Annotated in this window: 14 protein-coding genes; 2 read left to right on the top strand and 12 right to left on the bottom strand. The window is 55.8% G+C overall.

What is annotated here, in order from left to right:
- Window positions 1–156: 156 nt before the first annotated feature.
- Both ppsR and TSA66_RS19880 read left to right on the top strand, forming a co-directional pair.
- A complete protein-coding gene (gene ppsR, locus TSA66_RS19875) occupies window positions 157–1,005 on the top strand; it encodes a posphoenolpyruvate synthetase regulatory kinase/phosphorylase PpsR (RefSeq protein WP_040041247.1) in 849 nt (282 codons plus the stop codon).
- A gap of 167 nt (window positions 1,006–1,172) precedes the next feature.
- Window positions 1,173–1,514 (top strand): hypothetical protein, encoded by a 342-nt coding sequence (locus tag TSA66_RS19880; RefSeq protein WP_040041248.1) that lies wholly within the window; start codon window positions 1,173–1,175, stop codon window positions 1,512–1,514.
- A 27-nt stretch (window positions 1,515–1,541) separates the two neighbouring features.
- On the opposite strand, the gene TSA66_RS19885 is transcribed toward TSA66_RS19880, so the two are convergent.
- The 12 genes from TSA66_RS19885 to uppS all read right to left on the bottom strand — a co-directional run bounded on the left by TSA66_RS19885 (window position 1,542) and on the right by uppS (window position 13,552).
- Window positions 1,542–2,327: a TrmH family RNA methyltransferase gene (locus TSA66_RS19885; protein ID WP_040041249.1), complete on the bottom strand. Its 786-nt coding sequence runs from the start codon at window positions 2,325–2,327 to the stop codon at window positions 1,542–1,544.
- Window positions 2,324–2,974 carry a ribonuclease HII gene (gene rnhB / locus TSA66_RS19890; protein WP_040041250.1) on the bottom strand — a complete coding sequence of 217 codons (651 nt, stop codon included), beginning with the start codon at window positions 2,972–2,974 and terminating at the stop codon, window positions 2,324–2,326. The genes TSA66_RS19885 and rnhB overlap by 4 nt, the downstream gene beginning before the upstream one ends.
- Window positions 2,971–4,104, bottom strand: a complete 1,134-nt coding sequence (gene lpxB / locus TSA66_RS19895; RefSeq protein ID WP_040041251.1) for a lipid-A-disaccharide synthase — start codon at window positions 4,102–4,104, stop codon at window positions 2,971–2,973. The genes rnhB and lpxB overlap by 4 nt, the downstream gene beginning before the upstream one ends.
- Window positions 4,105–4,117: 13 nt before the next feature.
- Complete coding sequence (lpxA, locus tag TSA66_RS19900) at window positions 4,118–4,906, bottom strand: acyl-ACP--UDP-N-acetylglucosamine O-acyltransferase (protein ID WP_040041252.1); 789 nt, start codon at window positions 4,904–4,906, stop codon at window positions 4,118–4,120.
- Window positions 4,906–5,376, bottom strand: a complete 471-nt coding sequence (gene fabZ, locus TSA66_RS19905) for a 3-hydroxyacyl-ACP dehydratase FabZ (RefSeq protein WP_040041253.1) — start codon at window positions 5,374–5,376, stop codon at window positions 4,906–4,908. Before fabZ ends, lpxA begins: the two co-directional genes overlap by 1 nt.
- Window positions 5,376–6,425 (bottom strand): UDP-3-O-(3-hydroxymyristoyl)glucosamine N-acyltransferase, encoded by a 1,050-nt coding sequence (lpxD, locus tag TSA66_RS19910; RefSeq protein ID WP_040041254.1) that lies wholly within the window; start codon window positions 6,423–6,425, stop codon window positions 5,376–5,378. The genes fabZ and lpxD overlap by 1 nt, the downstream gene beginning before the upstream one ends.
- Window positions 6,426–6,442: 17 nt before the next feature.
- The gene (locus TSA66_RS19915; protein ID WP_408639512.1) at window positions 6,443–6,922 is read right to left on the bottom strand and encodes an OmpH family outer membrane protein; all 480 of its coding nucleotides are present in this window, start codon (window positions 6,920–6,922) and stop codon (window positions 6,443–6,445) included.
- Window positions 6,923–6,999: 77 nt separating this feature from the next.
- The gene (gene bamA / locus TSA66_RS19920; protein WP_040041256.1) at window positions 7,000–9,351 is read right to left on the bottom strand and encodes an outer membrane protein assembly factor BamA; all 2,352 of its coding nucleotides are present in this window, start codon (window positions 9,349–9,351) and stop codon (window positions 7,000–7,002) included.
- Between the two features lie 53 nt (window positions 9,352–9,404).
- On the bottom strand, window positions 9,405–10,772 hold the full coding sequence (rseP, locus tag TSA66_RS19925) for an RIP metalloprotease RseP (RefSeq protein ID WP_040041257.1): 1,368 nt from the start codon (window positions 10,770–10,772) through the stop codon (window positions 9,405–9,407).
- An 11-nt stretch (window positions 10,773–10,783) separates the two neighbouring features.
- A complete protein-coding gene (gene ispC / locus TSA66_RS19930) occupies window positions 10,784–11,953 on the bottom strand; it encodes a 1-deoxy-D-xylulose-5-phosphate reductoisomerase (protein WP_040042802.1) in 1,170 nt (389 codons plus the stop codon).
- Between the two features lie 22 nt (window positions 11,954–11,975).
- A complete protein-coding gene (locus TSA66_RS19935) occupies window positions 11,976–12,794 on the bottom strand; it encodes a phosphatidate cytidylyltransferase (protein ID WP_040041258.1) in 819 nt (272 codons plus the stop codon).
- Window positions 12,794–13,552 carry a polyprenyl diphosphate synthase gene (gene uppS / locus TSA66_RS19940; protein WP_040041259.1) on the bottom strand — a complete coding sequence of 253 codons (759 nt, stop codon included), beginning with the start codon at window positions 13,550–13,552 and terminating at the stop codon, window positions 12,794–12,796. The genes TSA66_RS19935 and uppS overlap by 1 nt, the downstream gene beginning before the upstream one ends.
- Window positions 13,553–13,557 lie beyond the last annotated feature (5 nt).

Raw genomic sequence — 13,557 nt, forward strand, 5'->3', positions numbered from 1 at the left:
TGATAGAAATCTTCATATGCGGTTGCGCAGCTCATTTCTTGTTATTCTTCGTCGTGAGCGCGGCATAGCGTACTGTTAAATATCATTTTACAGTGTGCAACAGGAATCTGCCGTGCACAACTGAGAGTTTTTCACCATTTCAAATTAGCTAAGATTATGCCAGACTTGTCCGCCCAACATTTGCCGCCCGCCGACCGCACCGTGTTCTTCGTTTCTGACGGAACCGGCATTACGGCTGAGACATTCGGCCATTCCGTATTGACTCAGTTCGAGTTGCGATTCAAGCAAGTCCGCCTGCCTTTTATCGACACGCTCGACAAGGCCTACGAGGCAGTGCGAGATATTAACGAAGCATGCGAGGTCGATGGCAAGCGCCCCATCGTGTTTTCGACCTTGGTCAAGGCAGAACTGTCGTCGGTTGTGCGCCAGTCCAAGGGCATGCACATGGACCTGATCCAGACCTTTGTCGAACCGCTGGAGCAGGAACTGGGCGTAAAGTCCACGCATACCGTCGGACGCAGCCATAACATCGCCGACTCGGAGGATTACAAGAACCGCATTGAGGCAATCAATTTCTCGCTCGCGCACGACGACGGCCAATCGAACCAGAATCTTGCCGCCGCCGATGTGATCCTGGTGGGCGTGTCGCGCTCCGGAAAAACCCCGACCAGCCTCTATCTCGCTATGCAATACGGGATCAAGGCAGCGAATTACCCACTGATTCCCGACGATTTCGAACGTGGGAAGCTCCCGAACGGCTTGCTGGCATATAAGAAAAAGATATTCGGGCTTTCCATTGCCCCTGACCGCCTGTCTGAGGTGCGCAATGAACGACGCCCGGGAAGCAAGTACGCATCGCTGGAAAACTGCCGATACGAAATCAACGAAGCGGAAAAAATGATGCGACGCGAAGGCATACGCTGGATGTCATCAACTGCAAAGTCGATTGAAGAAATTGCAACAATGATTCTTCAGGAAATCAAGCTGGACCGACGCGCCTACTGACTCCCGAATAGTCGCAGTCTTGTCTTAGCAATGCCGTTGTGCATCAGCATAGCGGCATTTATTCCATGCCGGCTCAGTCTTTCTTTTCAAAATCTTCTTTCGAAAAACCTTACAGACTTCTTACAAATTGAGTATAAAGAGTACATGGACGATGAAGGAGCAGCGCCATGGATTTGTTATTGATCGAACTCTTGTTGTGGGGTGGTCTGGTATTTTTTTTCTGGGCGCTAAAAGACGGGCTGGGTCATATCGAAACCGATATCGAGTCGCTCAGTGTGCTCGACAAATCCAGATCGGCAGGCAAGCGACCTGCAGGTGCCCCTTTTATCCGACCCGAGCGTGTATTTGAACCGATCGGGAGCTACCAGGATACACAGATTCACCGCTACGCGGTCATCAACGGGCGCACATGTCAGTTTGATCGCGTCTGTCCAGCACAAAGCAAGATGATGCTCGCGGAGGACGAATACTACGTGGCACCCGGCCTTGTTTACCGGGAATGCCGTTGACGATCCCGCTTGCCTGGCTTAGCTCAATCAGGCCGTTTTCTGGCGTACCTGCTCGAAAAAGCATACCGCGGCACTCGCCGCCACGTTTAGCGACTCCACCCCACCAAGATGTGGAATCGATACACGGCAGGAGGCCAAATCAAGCAACTCCTGTGACACGCCTTGCCCCTCATGGCCAAACAGCCATGCCACCGGACGCTTCAGATCAAGATCATAAATCCGCTTTTCGGCATGTGAGCTGGTCGCTAATATCGGTACATGGGCGGAGCCCACCAGCAGTTGCAGATCCACATTGTCGAAGATATTAAGCAGGAAATGCGCGCCCATACCAGCGCGCAAAACCTTGGGCGACCATGCAAATACGGTGGTTTTGCTGCAGAAAACATCTTCGATTCCTGCCGCAGCCGCGCTGCGTAGAATCGAACCAAGATTTCCCGGATCCTGCAGGTTATCGAGCAGCACTGCAGAGCGCGTCAAGTTTTCGGGTACGGCGAGATGCGGCGTATCGACCACAAACAACAGTCCGACACCGTGCTCAACCTGGCTCAATGGGTGAAAAAGCGATTCCGGCAGCACGATACACGGGACCTTTGCTACTTCGCAGCGCTGCACGATGGCAGCGGCTTCCGGATGTACAGCTGATCCTTCGCTGACAATGCAAAATAGCGGCAGCCTGCCATGCTGGAGATAGGCTTCGCACAAATGCACGCCATCGAGCAGCGTGCGTCCCGCCTTGCGCCGCGCCTGCGAACTCGACGCGAGCAGCTTCAATTCCTTGTACAGCGGATTCTCGCGCGATGAAATCGCCTTCATGCAAATTCCTTCCCGTCGCAAGCCCTGCCCTCTGGGCCGGCGGCGTCAAGCATTGCGCGAACCGGTGCATAGGATTTGCGGTGTACCGGCGTCACGCCATGCTCGCGCAGGCGCTCGAGGTGCAGCGCCGTGGGATACCCCTTATGCTGGTCGAATGCGTAATCCGGATACTGCCGGTGCAGCGCCAGCATGGAAGCATCGCGCGCCGTCTTTGCTAATATCGACGCGGCGGAAATGGCCGGGACCTTGTCATCGCCCTTGACGATGGCTTCGGAACGCAACGGCATCACCGGGCATCGGTTTCCGTCGACCAGCGCGAGCGTAGGCTGCAGCTTCAATCCTTCGATCGCACGCCGCATCGCCAATAGCGACGCCTGCAGGATGTTGATTTCGTCGATTTCAGCTTCGGTGCAGAAGGCAATCGACCATGCCAGCGCGTCGGACTTGATCTGCTCGGCTAGTGCTTCGCGCCGTGCTTCCGTCAGCTTCTTGGAGTCGCGCAGTCCGCCAATCGGCCTAGACGGATCGAGAATCACCGCCGCTGCGAACACGGCGCCGGCAAGCGGACCACGCCCGGCCTCATCCACGCCGCAAATCATTTCGCCCGCATAGTCGAACAGCGACAGACTGGCATCCTTTTTTTTCATGTCAGCCGTTTTCCAATCAATTGCAACACTGCCTGCGCGCTCTCCTGGGCGGTATCGCGCAACAGCGAATGATGCATATCCGTAAAACGCTGGCGCAGGCGAGAACGGAGCGCATCGTCGCTCAACTGCGACCACAATGCATCGGCCAGCGCCTGAGGCGTTGCCGCATCCTGAAGCAATTCTGGCACCACGAATTCCCGCGCGAGAATATTCGGCAACCCGATCCAGGGCTGGTATCCCATGTGGCGCAGGATATGCCACGATGCCCGCATCATCTTGTACGCAATCACCATCGGCTTCTTGAACAGAGCCACTTCCAGCGTCGCCGTTCCCGACGCCACCAGCACCGTATCCGCAGCCGCGATGGCTTCGTGCGAACGTCCGGCAACCAGCTGAATCGGAACATCGGCCAAACCTGCTTTTGATATCAGCTCAAGAAAATAGGCGCGCTGCTTTTCACCGGCCATCGGCACTACGAAACGGATCGACGGATCGCGTTGCGCCAACACCTTTGCTGCCTCAATGAAAGCGACACTGTTGTACTTCAGCTCGGACATGCGGCTGCCTGGCAGGATGGCGACTACGCGCGCTGAGGCAGGTAAGCCAAGCGCCGCGCGGGCCGCGGCGACGTCCGGCTCCATCGGAATAACCTCGGCCAGCGGATAGCCGACATAGGTCACCGGAATTCCCGCCTTGCGGTAAATTTCCTCTTCAAATGGAAACACCACCAGCATGTGGGAAACGGCGCGCGCAATTTTCTTGATGCGTCCGCCGCGCCATGCCCAGATCGACGGGCTGATGAAATGCATGGTCGGAATGCCAGCGAGTTTCAGTTGCGCTTCGAGGCCGAAATTGAAATCGGGGGCATCGACACCGATGAAGGCGGCGGGCCTTTCCAGAAGCAATGCGTCGCGCAGCGCATTCTGAATGCCCTTGATTTCGCGATAGTGCGCAAGCACCTCGAACAGGCCGCGCACTGACAGCTTTTCCATGGGCCAGTCGCTGCGAAAGCCGTACTGCGCCATCTTCGGCCCGCCGATTCCATGGATATCGGCATTTGGCAAGTGCGGCCGCAGGCCAGACAGCAAGCGGCTAGCGAGCAGATCTCCGGACGTCTCGCCGGCGACCATCGCAAGGGATAACTCAGCGGATGATGCCACGGCTGCTATTTTCCACGAACTCGCGCAGCAGGCGGATCGAATCGGCCGCCGTCGGTGACTTGATTTCTTCCTGCGCCAGTGCAGCCTTAGCGTCGTCCAGCGACAAGCCGGCCCGGTAAACCAGCTTGTAGGCACGCTTGATGGCGGCGATATGTTCGGGCGTGAAACCGCGACGCTTCAGGCCTTCGGAATTGATCCCAGCAGGTACGGCGCGATTGCCGGCAGCCGTCACGAATGGCGGGACATCCTGGCTCACGGCAGCGGTAAAAGCGGTCATTGCATGGGCGCCGACATGACAGAACTGATGAATGGTCGTAAATCCGCCTAAAAACACCCAGTCGGCCAAATGCACGTGGCCGGCAAGTGTCACGTTGTTTGCCAAAATGATGTTGCTGCCCAGTTGGCAGTCGTGCGCGATATGGACATACGCCATGATCCAGTTATCGCTGGCGATTCGCGTGGCTCCTGCATCCTGTGCCGTGCCGAGATTGAAAGTGCAGAACTCGCGGATCGTGTTACGGTCGCCGATCTCCAGAAGGGTCGGCTCGCCCTTGTATTTTTTATCCTGAGGTGCCGCGCCGATCGACGAAAACTGGAAGAAAGTGTTGTCGCAACCGATCGTTGTGTGTCCCTCGATGACGACGTGCGGGCCCACCTTGGTCCGCGCGCCGATCTTGACGTGCGGCCCGATGAGCGAATACGCGCCAATCTCGACCGAATCGTCGAGCTCCGCCTTCGCGTCGACGATGGCGGTCGGATGAATGTTGGCCATTACTGCCCCGCAGGCTGGCTGGCGTCGGTTGCGCTGCGCATGGTGCACATCAGGTCTGCTTCCACTGCCGTCTGGCCATCGACCGTTGCCACTGCCTTGTATTTCCAGATGCCGCGCGAGGTGCGCAGGATCTCGACTTGCATCTTCAATTGATCACCCGGTTCCACGGGGCGTTTGAAACGGGCGCCGTCAATGCCGACAAAATACACCACGCTGTTCTCATCCGGCTTTTGTCCCATCGTCAGGAACGACAACAAAGCCGCCGTCTGCGCCATTGCCTCGATCATCAATACACCAGGCATCACTGGCTTGTGCGGAAAATGCCCGTTGAAAAATTCTTCATTCGCAGTAACGTTCTTGATCGCAGTAATTGATTTACCGGATTCCCATTCCAGCACACGGTCGACCAACAGTAATGGATAGCGATGCGGAAGATACTGTTTGATTTGATTAATATCGAGAGTTTTCATTACTTTTTTTCGATGAGCAATTTGATTGTTTTTTCCAGCTCGCGGATTTTCTCACGCATCGTCCCCAAATTGCGCACAATCGCAGCCGATTTTTCCCATTCCGCGTTCTTGGCGAGCGGGTAGAAGCCCGTGTATTGGCCAGGCTCCATGATCGAACGCGAGACCATGCTGCCCGACGAAATATGGACGTTGTCGACGATGGTTAAATGGCCGAGCACCATTGCGGCACCGCCGAAGGTGCAATATTTGCCAATCTTCGCGCTGCCTGCGACGCCCACACAGCCAGCCATCGCGGTATGTGCGCCGATGTGGCAGTTATGGCCGATCTGGATCTGGTTGTCGAGCTTGACGCCGTCTTCGATTACGGTATCAGCCAGCGCACCGCGATCGACTGTGGTGTTGGCACCGATTTCGACATCATTGCCGATTACGACACGCCCGATTTGGGGGATCTTGACCCAGGCACCCTTTTCCTTGGCAAAGCCAAATCCGTCTGCGCCGATCACCGCACCAGAATGAACGATGCCGCGTTCGCCGATTTCACAGCCGGCGTGGAAGGTGACATTGGCGAAAAAATGCGTATCAGCGCCAACCCGCCCATTGCGTCCGACAAAGCATCCTGCATCGATAATCGCCCGTTTGCCAATGATAGCGCCGGCTTCGATCGTCGCATGCGGGCCCACATAAGCATCCGCCGAAACTTTTGCTTCCGGATGCACGCTCGCTTGCGGATCGATGCCGGGAACTACCGGGATGGCATTCTGCTCCGCGAACAATTGTGCGATACGCGCAAAATACGCGTAAGGATTATCCGTGACGATACGCGCGCCCTTGTACGTCGAGCTGACGGCTGCGTCGTCGGGCGCTGACAGAATCAGCGCTGCAGCCTTGGTTTGCGCTGCCTGCGCGCGCAGCTTGGGATTGGAAAGAAATGTGATGTGGGACGCGTTTGCGTCGTCCAGCGGTGCGATGCCAAATACTTCTGTTTCAGCATCGCCTATCAGTTGGCCTCCCAAGCGTTCGACCAATTTTCCCAGCCGAGTGCTCATTGTGGCCTTCCTCTTGATTATTTGTTGAGCGCCTTCAGGACCTTGTCGGTGATATCGATGCGCGGACTGGCGTAGACAGCTTCCTGGAACACGATATCGTACTTTTCCGCTTCGGCGATCTGCTTGATCACCTTGTTGGTTTTTTCCAGCACCGTCGCAAGCTCTTCATTGCGTCGCTGGTTCAAATCCTCTCGGAATTCACGCTGCTTGCGCTGGAAATCCTTGTCCATGTCAGCCAAATCGCGCTGGCGCCTCACTCGATCAGAATCAGACAGCACGGCGGCATCCTTATCCAGCTTTTCCGACATGGCTTTCAGTCGTGCCGCCAAGTCCTGCAACTCCTTGTCGCGCCGCGAAAATTCCTGCTCGATTTTTGACTGCGCTGCTTTAGCCGGAGCTGCTTCCCGGAAAATCCGCTCGGTGCTGACGAATCCGATTTTGGATTCTTGCGCCTGCACATTACTCAAGGGGAGCATGCAGAGCGCAAACAGCGCCATGAGCCGAGAGGGTGTCGTTATTTTATTGAAAGACATCAAGGTCATTCTCCGCAGATCAAATTGCCATTATGCCATTATTAGAAGCCGGTACCCAATTGGAACTGGAACGCCTGCTTCCTGTCTTCGGGCTTCGCATTTAGGGGCTTGCCATAACTAAGCTTCAGCGGGCCGATTGGCGATACCCAGCTGATACCGATACCCGCCGAATAGCGCAATTCGGACATCTTGATTTTCTCGCCTTCGCCGAACACATTGCCGCCATCCAGATAGGTGAACCAGCGCAGGGTACGGTCGTTGCCCGATCCCGGGAACGGGAACTGCAACTCGGCGTTCGCAATAATACGCGAGGTGCCGCCCAGAGGGTCGCCGTTCGTAGCCTTCGTCGCGGCGGAGCCCAGCGATGAGCCCTCATAACCACGTACCGAGCCAATACCGCCCGCATAGAAATTCTTGAAGATCGGGTATGGCTTTCCGCCGAAGCCATGACCATAATCCAGCTCACCATTTAATGCCAGTGTAATGGTGCGGAACAAGGGCTTGAAGTACTGGTGCTGATAAATTGCGCGGTAATACTTCAGCGTTCCCACCGGCGCGATTTCAAAGTTAGCGCGCTGGTAGCGGCCGACCGACGGCACAAGCGCGCTGTCACGGCTGTCGCGCTGCCATGCGACTGTCAACGGGAAGCTGGTGGTATTGGCGTTGGTGCCGTCGCCAAAATCCTTTACGTATGTTTGATATAGCTCTGGGCTCTGATTGTGATTCGGGTCGCCTGCAGCAAAAGTTTCCACCCTCGTCTTCTCGACACCCAGTCCGAAAAACACCGTATCGACTTCCGAGAAAGGCACACCGAACCGGACATTGCCGCCAGTAGTGCGTACGACATAGTCACCGCTATTGACCTCAGGCGGGCGCGTGGTGCGCAGGAAGAGTTCATAACTGCGGCTCACGCCATCGTCGGTAAAGTAGGGATTGGTCTGCGACACCGCAATTGTCCGGTTGCGGCTGCTGGTATTGACGTCGATGCCGAGCGTGTTGCCGCTGCCGAACGCATTGGCCTGCTGAATCGAGCCTGTCAGCGTCAATTTCTCGCTACTCGAAAAGCCTGCACCAAGCAGGATATTTCCAGTCGGCTTCTCGGCGACTGTCATGTTGACATCGACCTGGTCAGTACTCCCCGGAACTTCCGGCGTTTCAATATTCACTTCCTTGAAGTAGCCAAGACGATCGACACGGTCGCGCGACAGCCTGATCTTTTCTCCGTCGTACCATGAGTCTTCGAATTGACGGAATTCGCGGCGAATCACCTCGTCGCGCGTCTTGGTATTGCCGGCGATGCTAATGCGACGCACATAGACTCGTTTCCCCGGATCGATAAGCACCGTGAAGCCCACTTCCTTCTTCTCGCGATTGATTTCCGGGTTGGCATTTACGTTCGCGAATGCATAACCGAAGTTACCCATGCGCTCGGAAATTTTTTTCACGCTTTCGGCGAGCTTTTCACCGGAATAGACATCGCCTTTTTTCAACTCAACCAGCGACTTCAGTTCCTGCTCGCGTCCGAACATCTCACCTTCCAGCTTGACGTCACCGACGGTGAACTTGTCCCCTTCATTGATGTTGATCGTGATGTAGATGTCTTTCTTGTCCGGCGTGATCGACACTTGGGTCGACTCTACCTGCATCTCCAGATAGCCCCGATTCAGGTAGAACGAGCGCAAGGTTTCTATGTCGCCGGTCAGCTTTTGCTTGGAGTACTGGTCCGCCTTGGTATACCAAGTGAACCATCCAGGCGTCCTCAGGTTCAGCAGACCGCGCAGCTCGCTGTCGGAAAAGGCTTTGTTGCCTACAATGTTGATCTGCTTGATGCGGGAAACCTCGCCTTCGTCCACGACGAAGTTGATATTCACGCGGTTGCGCTCGACCGGTGTTACAGTGGTCGTAATCTGCACGCCGTACAGGCCACGGGACAAATATTGTCGCTTGAGCTCCTGCTCGGCTCGATCAAGCAGCGCCTTATCGAAAATGCGCGATTCACCCAGGCCGATTTCCTTGAGCGCCTTGGTCAGCTGATCCTTGTCGAATTCCTTCACACCGGAAAAATCGACGCTGGCAATCGCAGGACGTTCTTCCACCGACACCACCAGCACGTCGCCCTCGACTTCGATGCGCACATCTTTGAAAAACCCGGTCGCATACAATGCTTTGATCGCGGCAGCGCCCTTTTCATCAGTATAGACCTCACCCACCCGTACTGGCAGGTAGCTGAAAATCGTCCCAGCTTCGGTGCGCTGAATTCCCTCGACGCGGATATCCTTGACGGTGAACGGCTCTACAGCCAGCGCATGGCCGGTGCAAAGAGTGAAGGCGGCAATGGCGATTAAGCGGCGGGCAAAAAGCGGCTGAGAAAAACGCTCGGAATGTAATTTCATCGGTTCTTTATTATCAATATTCTCGCCGGGCAGGCCGTGCGATGGGCACAGGCTCAGGACATGAGCCGGATGATGTCGTTAAAGACGGCGACCGCCATCAAGGTCATCAATATGCCCACCCCGGCACGCTGGGCCAGTTCGCCAACCCGCTCGGGAATGGCTCGGCCAGTCAAAACTTCCAGCGCATAATACAGTAAAAGCCCCCCGTCTAAAACCGGGATGGGGAGCAGGTTCATGACTCCCAAGCTGATACTGATAAACGCAATGAAGCTGAGATAGCTGATCATGCCGATGCGTGCAGTTTGCCCCGCATAATCCGCAATCGTGATTGGCCCGGTGACGTTCCTCCAAGAAACCTCACCGATAAGCATTTTACCAAGCATCTTGAGCGTTAGCGTGCTGGTTTCCCAGGTTTTCTTGATTGCTTTTCCGATTGCAGCCAATGGCTGGTCGCTGGCAATGATCATTTCCGGAGCAAGCGGCACTTCCGTCCCGATGCGTCCAATCGTCTGGTTATTCTTGCTGTACGATTCCGGCGTTACAGCGACACCGAATTCCTTTCCATTGCGCTGGCCGTGAATGAGCAATGGCTTTCCCGGTGACGACCTGACCAGCTCCACAAATGCGAGGCCGTCGGCAACCGCTGTACCATTTACGTCAAGGATTAGATCCCCCTCTTTCAAACCTGCTTGCATTGCCGGTCCATCCGTGACGATGCGCCCCAGAACCGGACGCGGCCGCGCTAGATCGATGCCAAGCTTCCCCAGGAAGTCGCCCTCCAGGTCAGAGGTGGAAAGGCTATCGAGATTAAGCGTCTTCGTATCCAGCAGATTGCCCTTTGAAGGGCCGGGATTCGGACGCTGAATATCCAGCCTCGCCTGCTTGCCTTCCACCGCCAGTTGTAGCAACCTCCAGCGCAGGTCAGACCAGAGGCGGATTGGCTCGCCATTGACGGCAGTAACCAACTCCCCCCCGCGCAATCCAGCTTGGTATGCCGCTGTATTTTCGGGAACGGCGCGCAGTCTTGCGGTTGGTTCCGGAATGCCGTAGCTGTACAGACCGGCAAACAGCACGATCGCCAGCACGAAATTGGCGAACGGCCCCGCCGCAACGATCGCAATCCGTTTCCATACCGATTGCCGGGTGAACTCTCGCGTCAGCTCCTCGGGCGACAGCTTGGCCAAGTCCTGCTCGCGTGCGTCGAGCATTTTGACGTAACCGCCAAAAGGCAGGATTGAAAGCGCCCATTCAGTTTGATCGGGGCCGAGACGGCGCGAATAAACGATACGTCCCATCCCAACCGAAAAACGCAGGACTTTGACGCCGCACCAGCGCGCCACCCAGTAGTGTCCCAGCTCGTGCACGATAATCAGCACGCCGAGCGCGACGAAGAACGCGATCAGAGTCTGCAGCAGAGTCATGTTTTCAGCAATTAGTGAATAAGCGCCTGAGCCGCCTCGCGGGCACGACGGTCTTGCTCAAGCAAGCCTTCAACATCTCCGGCTTCGCCGTGCGGCACTTGATCCATGACCTGCGTAATCACGCGGTCAATGGCACGGAAGCCTATTTTTCGATCCAGAAATGCTTCGACAGCAACTTCATTGGCTGCGTTCAGTATAGCGGGGGCCGATCCCGCCGCCAACAAAGCATCGTAGGCTAACTTGAGACAAGGGAAACGCTCGAAATCAGGCCGTTGAAACACGAGCTGTCCGATTTGCGCAAGATCGAGCGCAGCAACACCGGATTCAATCCGTTCCGGATACGCAAGGGCATGCGCGATCGGCGTACGCATGTCCGGATTGCCCAGTTGCGCCAGAACCGAACCGTCGATGTACGACACCATCGAGTGAATCACGCTCTGCGGGTGAATCACCACCTCGATCTGCTTGGCGGCAGCACCGAACAGCCAGTGCGCCTCGATAACTTCAAGACCTTTGTTCATCATAGTGGCAGAGTCCACGGAAATTTTCCGCCCCATGACCCAGTTTGGGTGGGCGACTGCCTCTTCCGGGGTGACGCTTTCCAACGTTTCAACTGCGCGCTTGAGGAAAGGCCCGCCGGAGGCGGTTAACAGTACCTTGGCGACACCATGCTGTTCTGGAGTACGGCGATATTCCTGAGGTAAGCACTGGAAAATCGCGTTATGTTCGCTATCTATTGGCAACAACGCTGCGCCACTTTGCGCGATAGCATCCATGAACAGACGCCCAGACATTACCAGCGCTTCTTTATTGGCAAGCAATATCTTTTTTCCGGCATGCGCCGCTGCTAGAGTCGGCGCAAGCCCTGCCGCACCGACGATGGCAGCCATAACCGCGTTGCATCCAGGTGCGCTTGCTACGGCGCACAAGGCTGCCTCACCATACTCGACTGCTGTTTTTACGCCTTTTTCACGCAACATCATGGATAACGCCTGCGCCGCCTGAGCAGAGCCGACGACCGCCACTTCAGGCTTGAAACGCTCGCATTGCGCAGCAAGCTCCTCCACACGCCGGTGCGCGGTCAATGCATACACGCGATATCGCTCTGGATGGCGCGCGAGCACATCCAGCGTGGAAACACCAATCGAACCTGTCGCGCCGAGTATCGTAATATGCTGCATCCAGCCGCTACCTATCTCTATCCTAAAGCCATGAATCAATCAGGATCGCCAATGGAAGCGTCGGTATCAACGCGTCGATTCGGTCCAATACACCACCATGTCCCGGCAACAGATTGCTGCTGTCCTTCATTGACGCGCGACGCTTGAGCTGCGATTCAAACAAATCGCCGACAATACTCGCCGCGACTAGCAATGTCATTACTGCGGCAAATCCTGCCCAGCCCCATTTCATCTGGACTCGAGCCGGGAAGGTATCGGCAAGCGCTGGATACAAGGTTGTGGCAGCCGTAATCATGAGCACCGCAAGCCATCCTCCGATCGCCCCTTCCCAGGATTTTCCTGGAGAAATCGATGGTGCTAGCTTGTGCCTGCCAAATGCCTTGCCGGAAAAATAAGCCCCAATGTCAGCAATCCAGACCAGCGCCATTACAGAAAGCAGGTATTGTGGTGAATGCTGGAACAATACTGCAATGGCAAGAAAGCACCCGAGGATCGCGATGCCATAAATTCCATTGAGCAGTCGATTGTTAACACTTCCCGCCTCGGGCAAACCGACTACCAGCGAGGGGGTCAGGCGAAACACCCACACCGCAGCGCACAAACCGAACAGCAAATTCACCCGGGACAGGTCACCCTTGAATACGATGAAGACGAATGCGACACTCCACAATATCGCACCGATTACAGGCCGCCGGTTCTGGAATAGACGAAAGCACTCCCAAGCAGCCGCGCCGAAAAAAGCTGCTGCGACCAAAGCAAAGAAGATAAACGATTGGGAAAACAAGACCGACAGCAGTACCGCCAGCAAAATTACCGCAGTAATAATCCGCGTCTTAAGCATTAGGAAGCCTTTTTCTGCTCGACCAATTGCTCGCTGGTTCGACCGAAGCGGCGCTCACGCTGCTGATAGGATGCAATGGCCTGATCGAGGGCTGCGGCGTCGAAGTCGGGCCAAAAAGTATCGGTAAAGTGCAGCTCCGTATAGGCGAGCTGCCATAAAAGGAAATTGGAAATACGCTCTTCCCCACCGGTACGAATAAACAGGTCCGGCTCGGGAGCGTATGCCATGGCCAGATGCGGCGCCAGCTGTTCTTCGGTGAATTCCGTTTCGCCTGGATGTGCTGCGACCATTTTACCGATGGCCTGCATGATATCCCAGCGACCACCATAATTAGCACAGACAGTCACTGTCAATCGGGTGTTGTTGGCAGTGCGACGCTCCGCGTTGGCGATTAGGTCCCGCAAACGGGCATCGAAACGACCGAGATCACCAACGACCTTCAACCGGATATCGTTGGCATGCATTTTCGCCACTTCACGCTCAAGCGCCGTGACGAACAACCGCATTAGCAGCGATACTTCGTCGGCTGGACGACGCCAGTTTTCAGAGCTGAAGGCAAACAGCGTCAGATATCCAACTCCACGCGCGATGCAGGCTTCCACGATATTACGAACCGCTTCAACGCCCTTATGATGGCCGGCAACGCGTGGAAGGAAACGCCTGGTCGCCCAGCGGCCATTGCCATCCATAATGATGGCAATATGGCGCGGCACATTCGAAACAATAGGTACCGATTGGGTTGAACTCTGATGCGTCATGAGAA

This window comes from Noviherbaspirillum autotrophicum (assembly GCF_000818395.1).
In the GTDB taxonomy this organism is placed as follows: domain Bacteria; phylum Pseudomonadota; class Gammaproteobacteria; order Burkholderiales; family Burkholderiaceae_D; genus Noviherbaspirillum; species Noviherbaspirillum autotrophicum.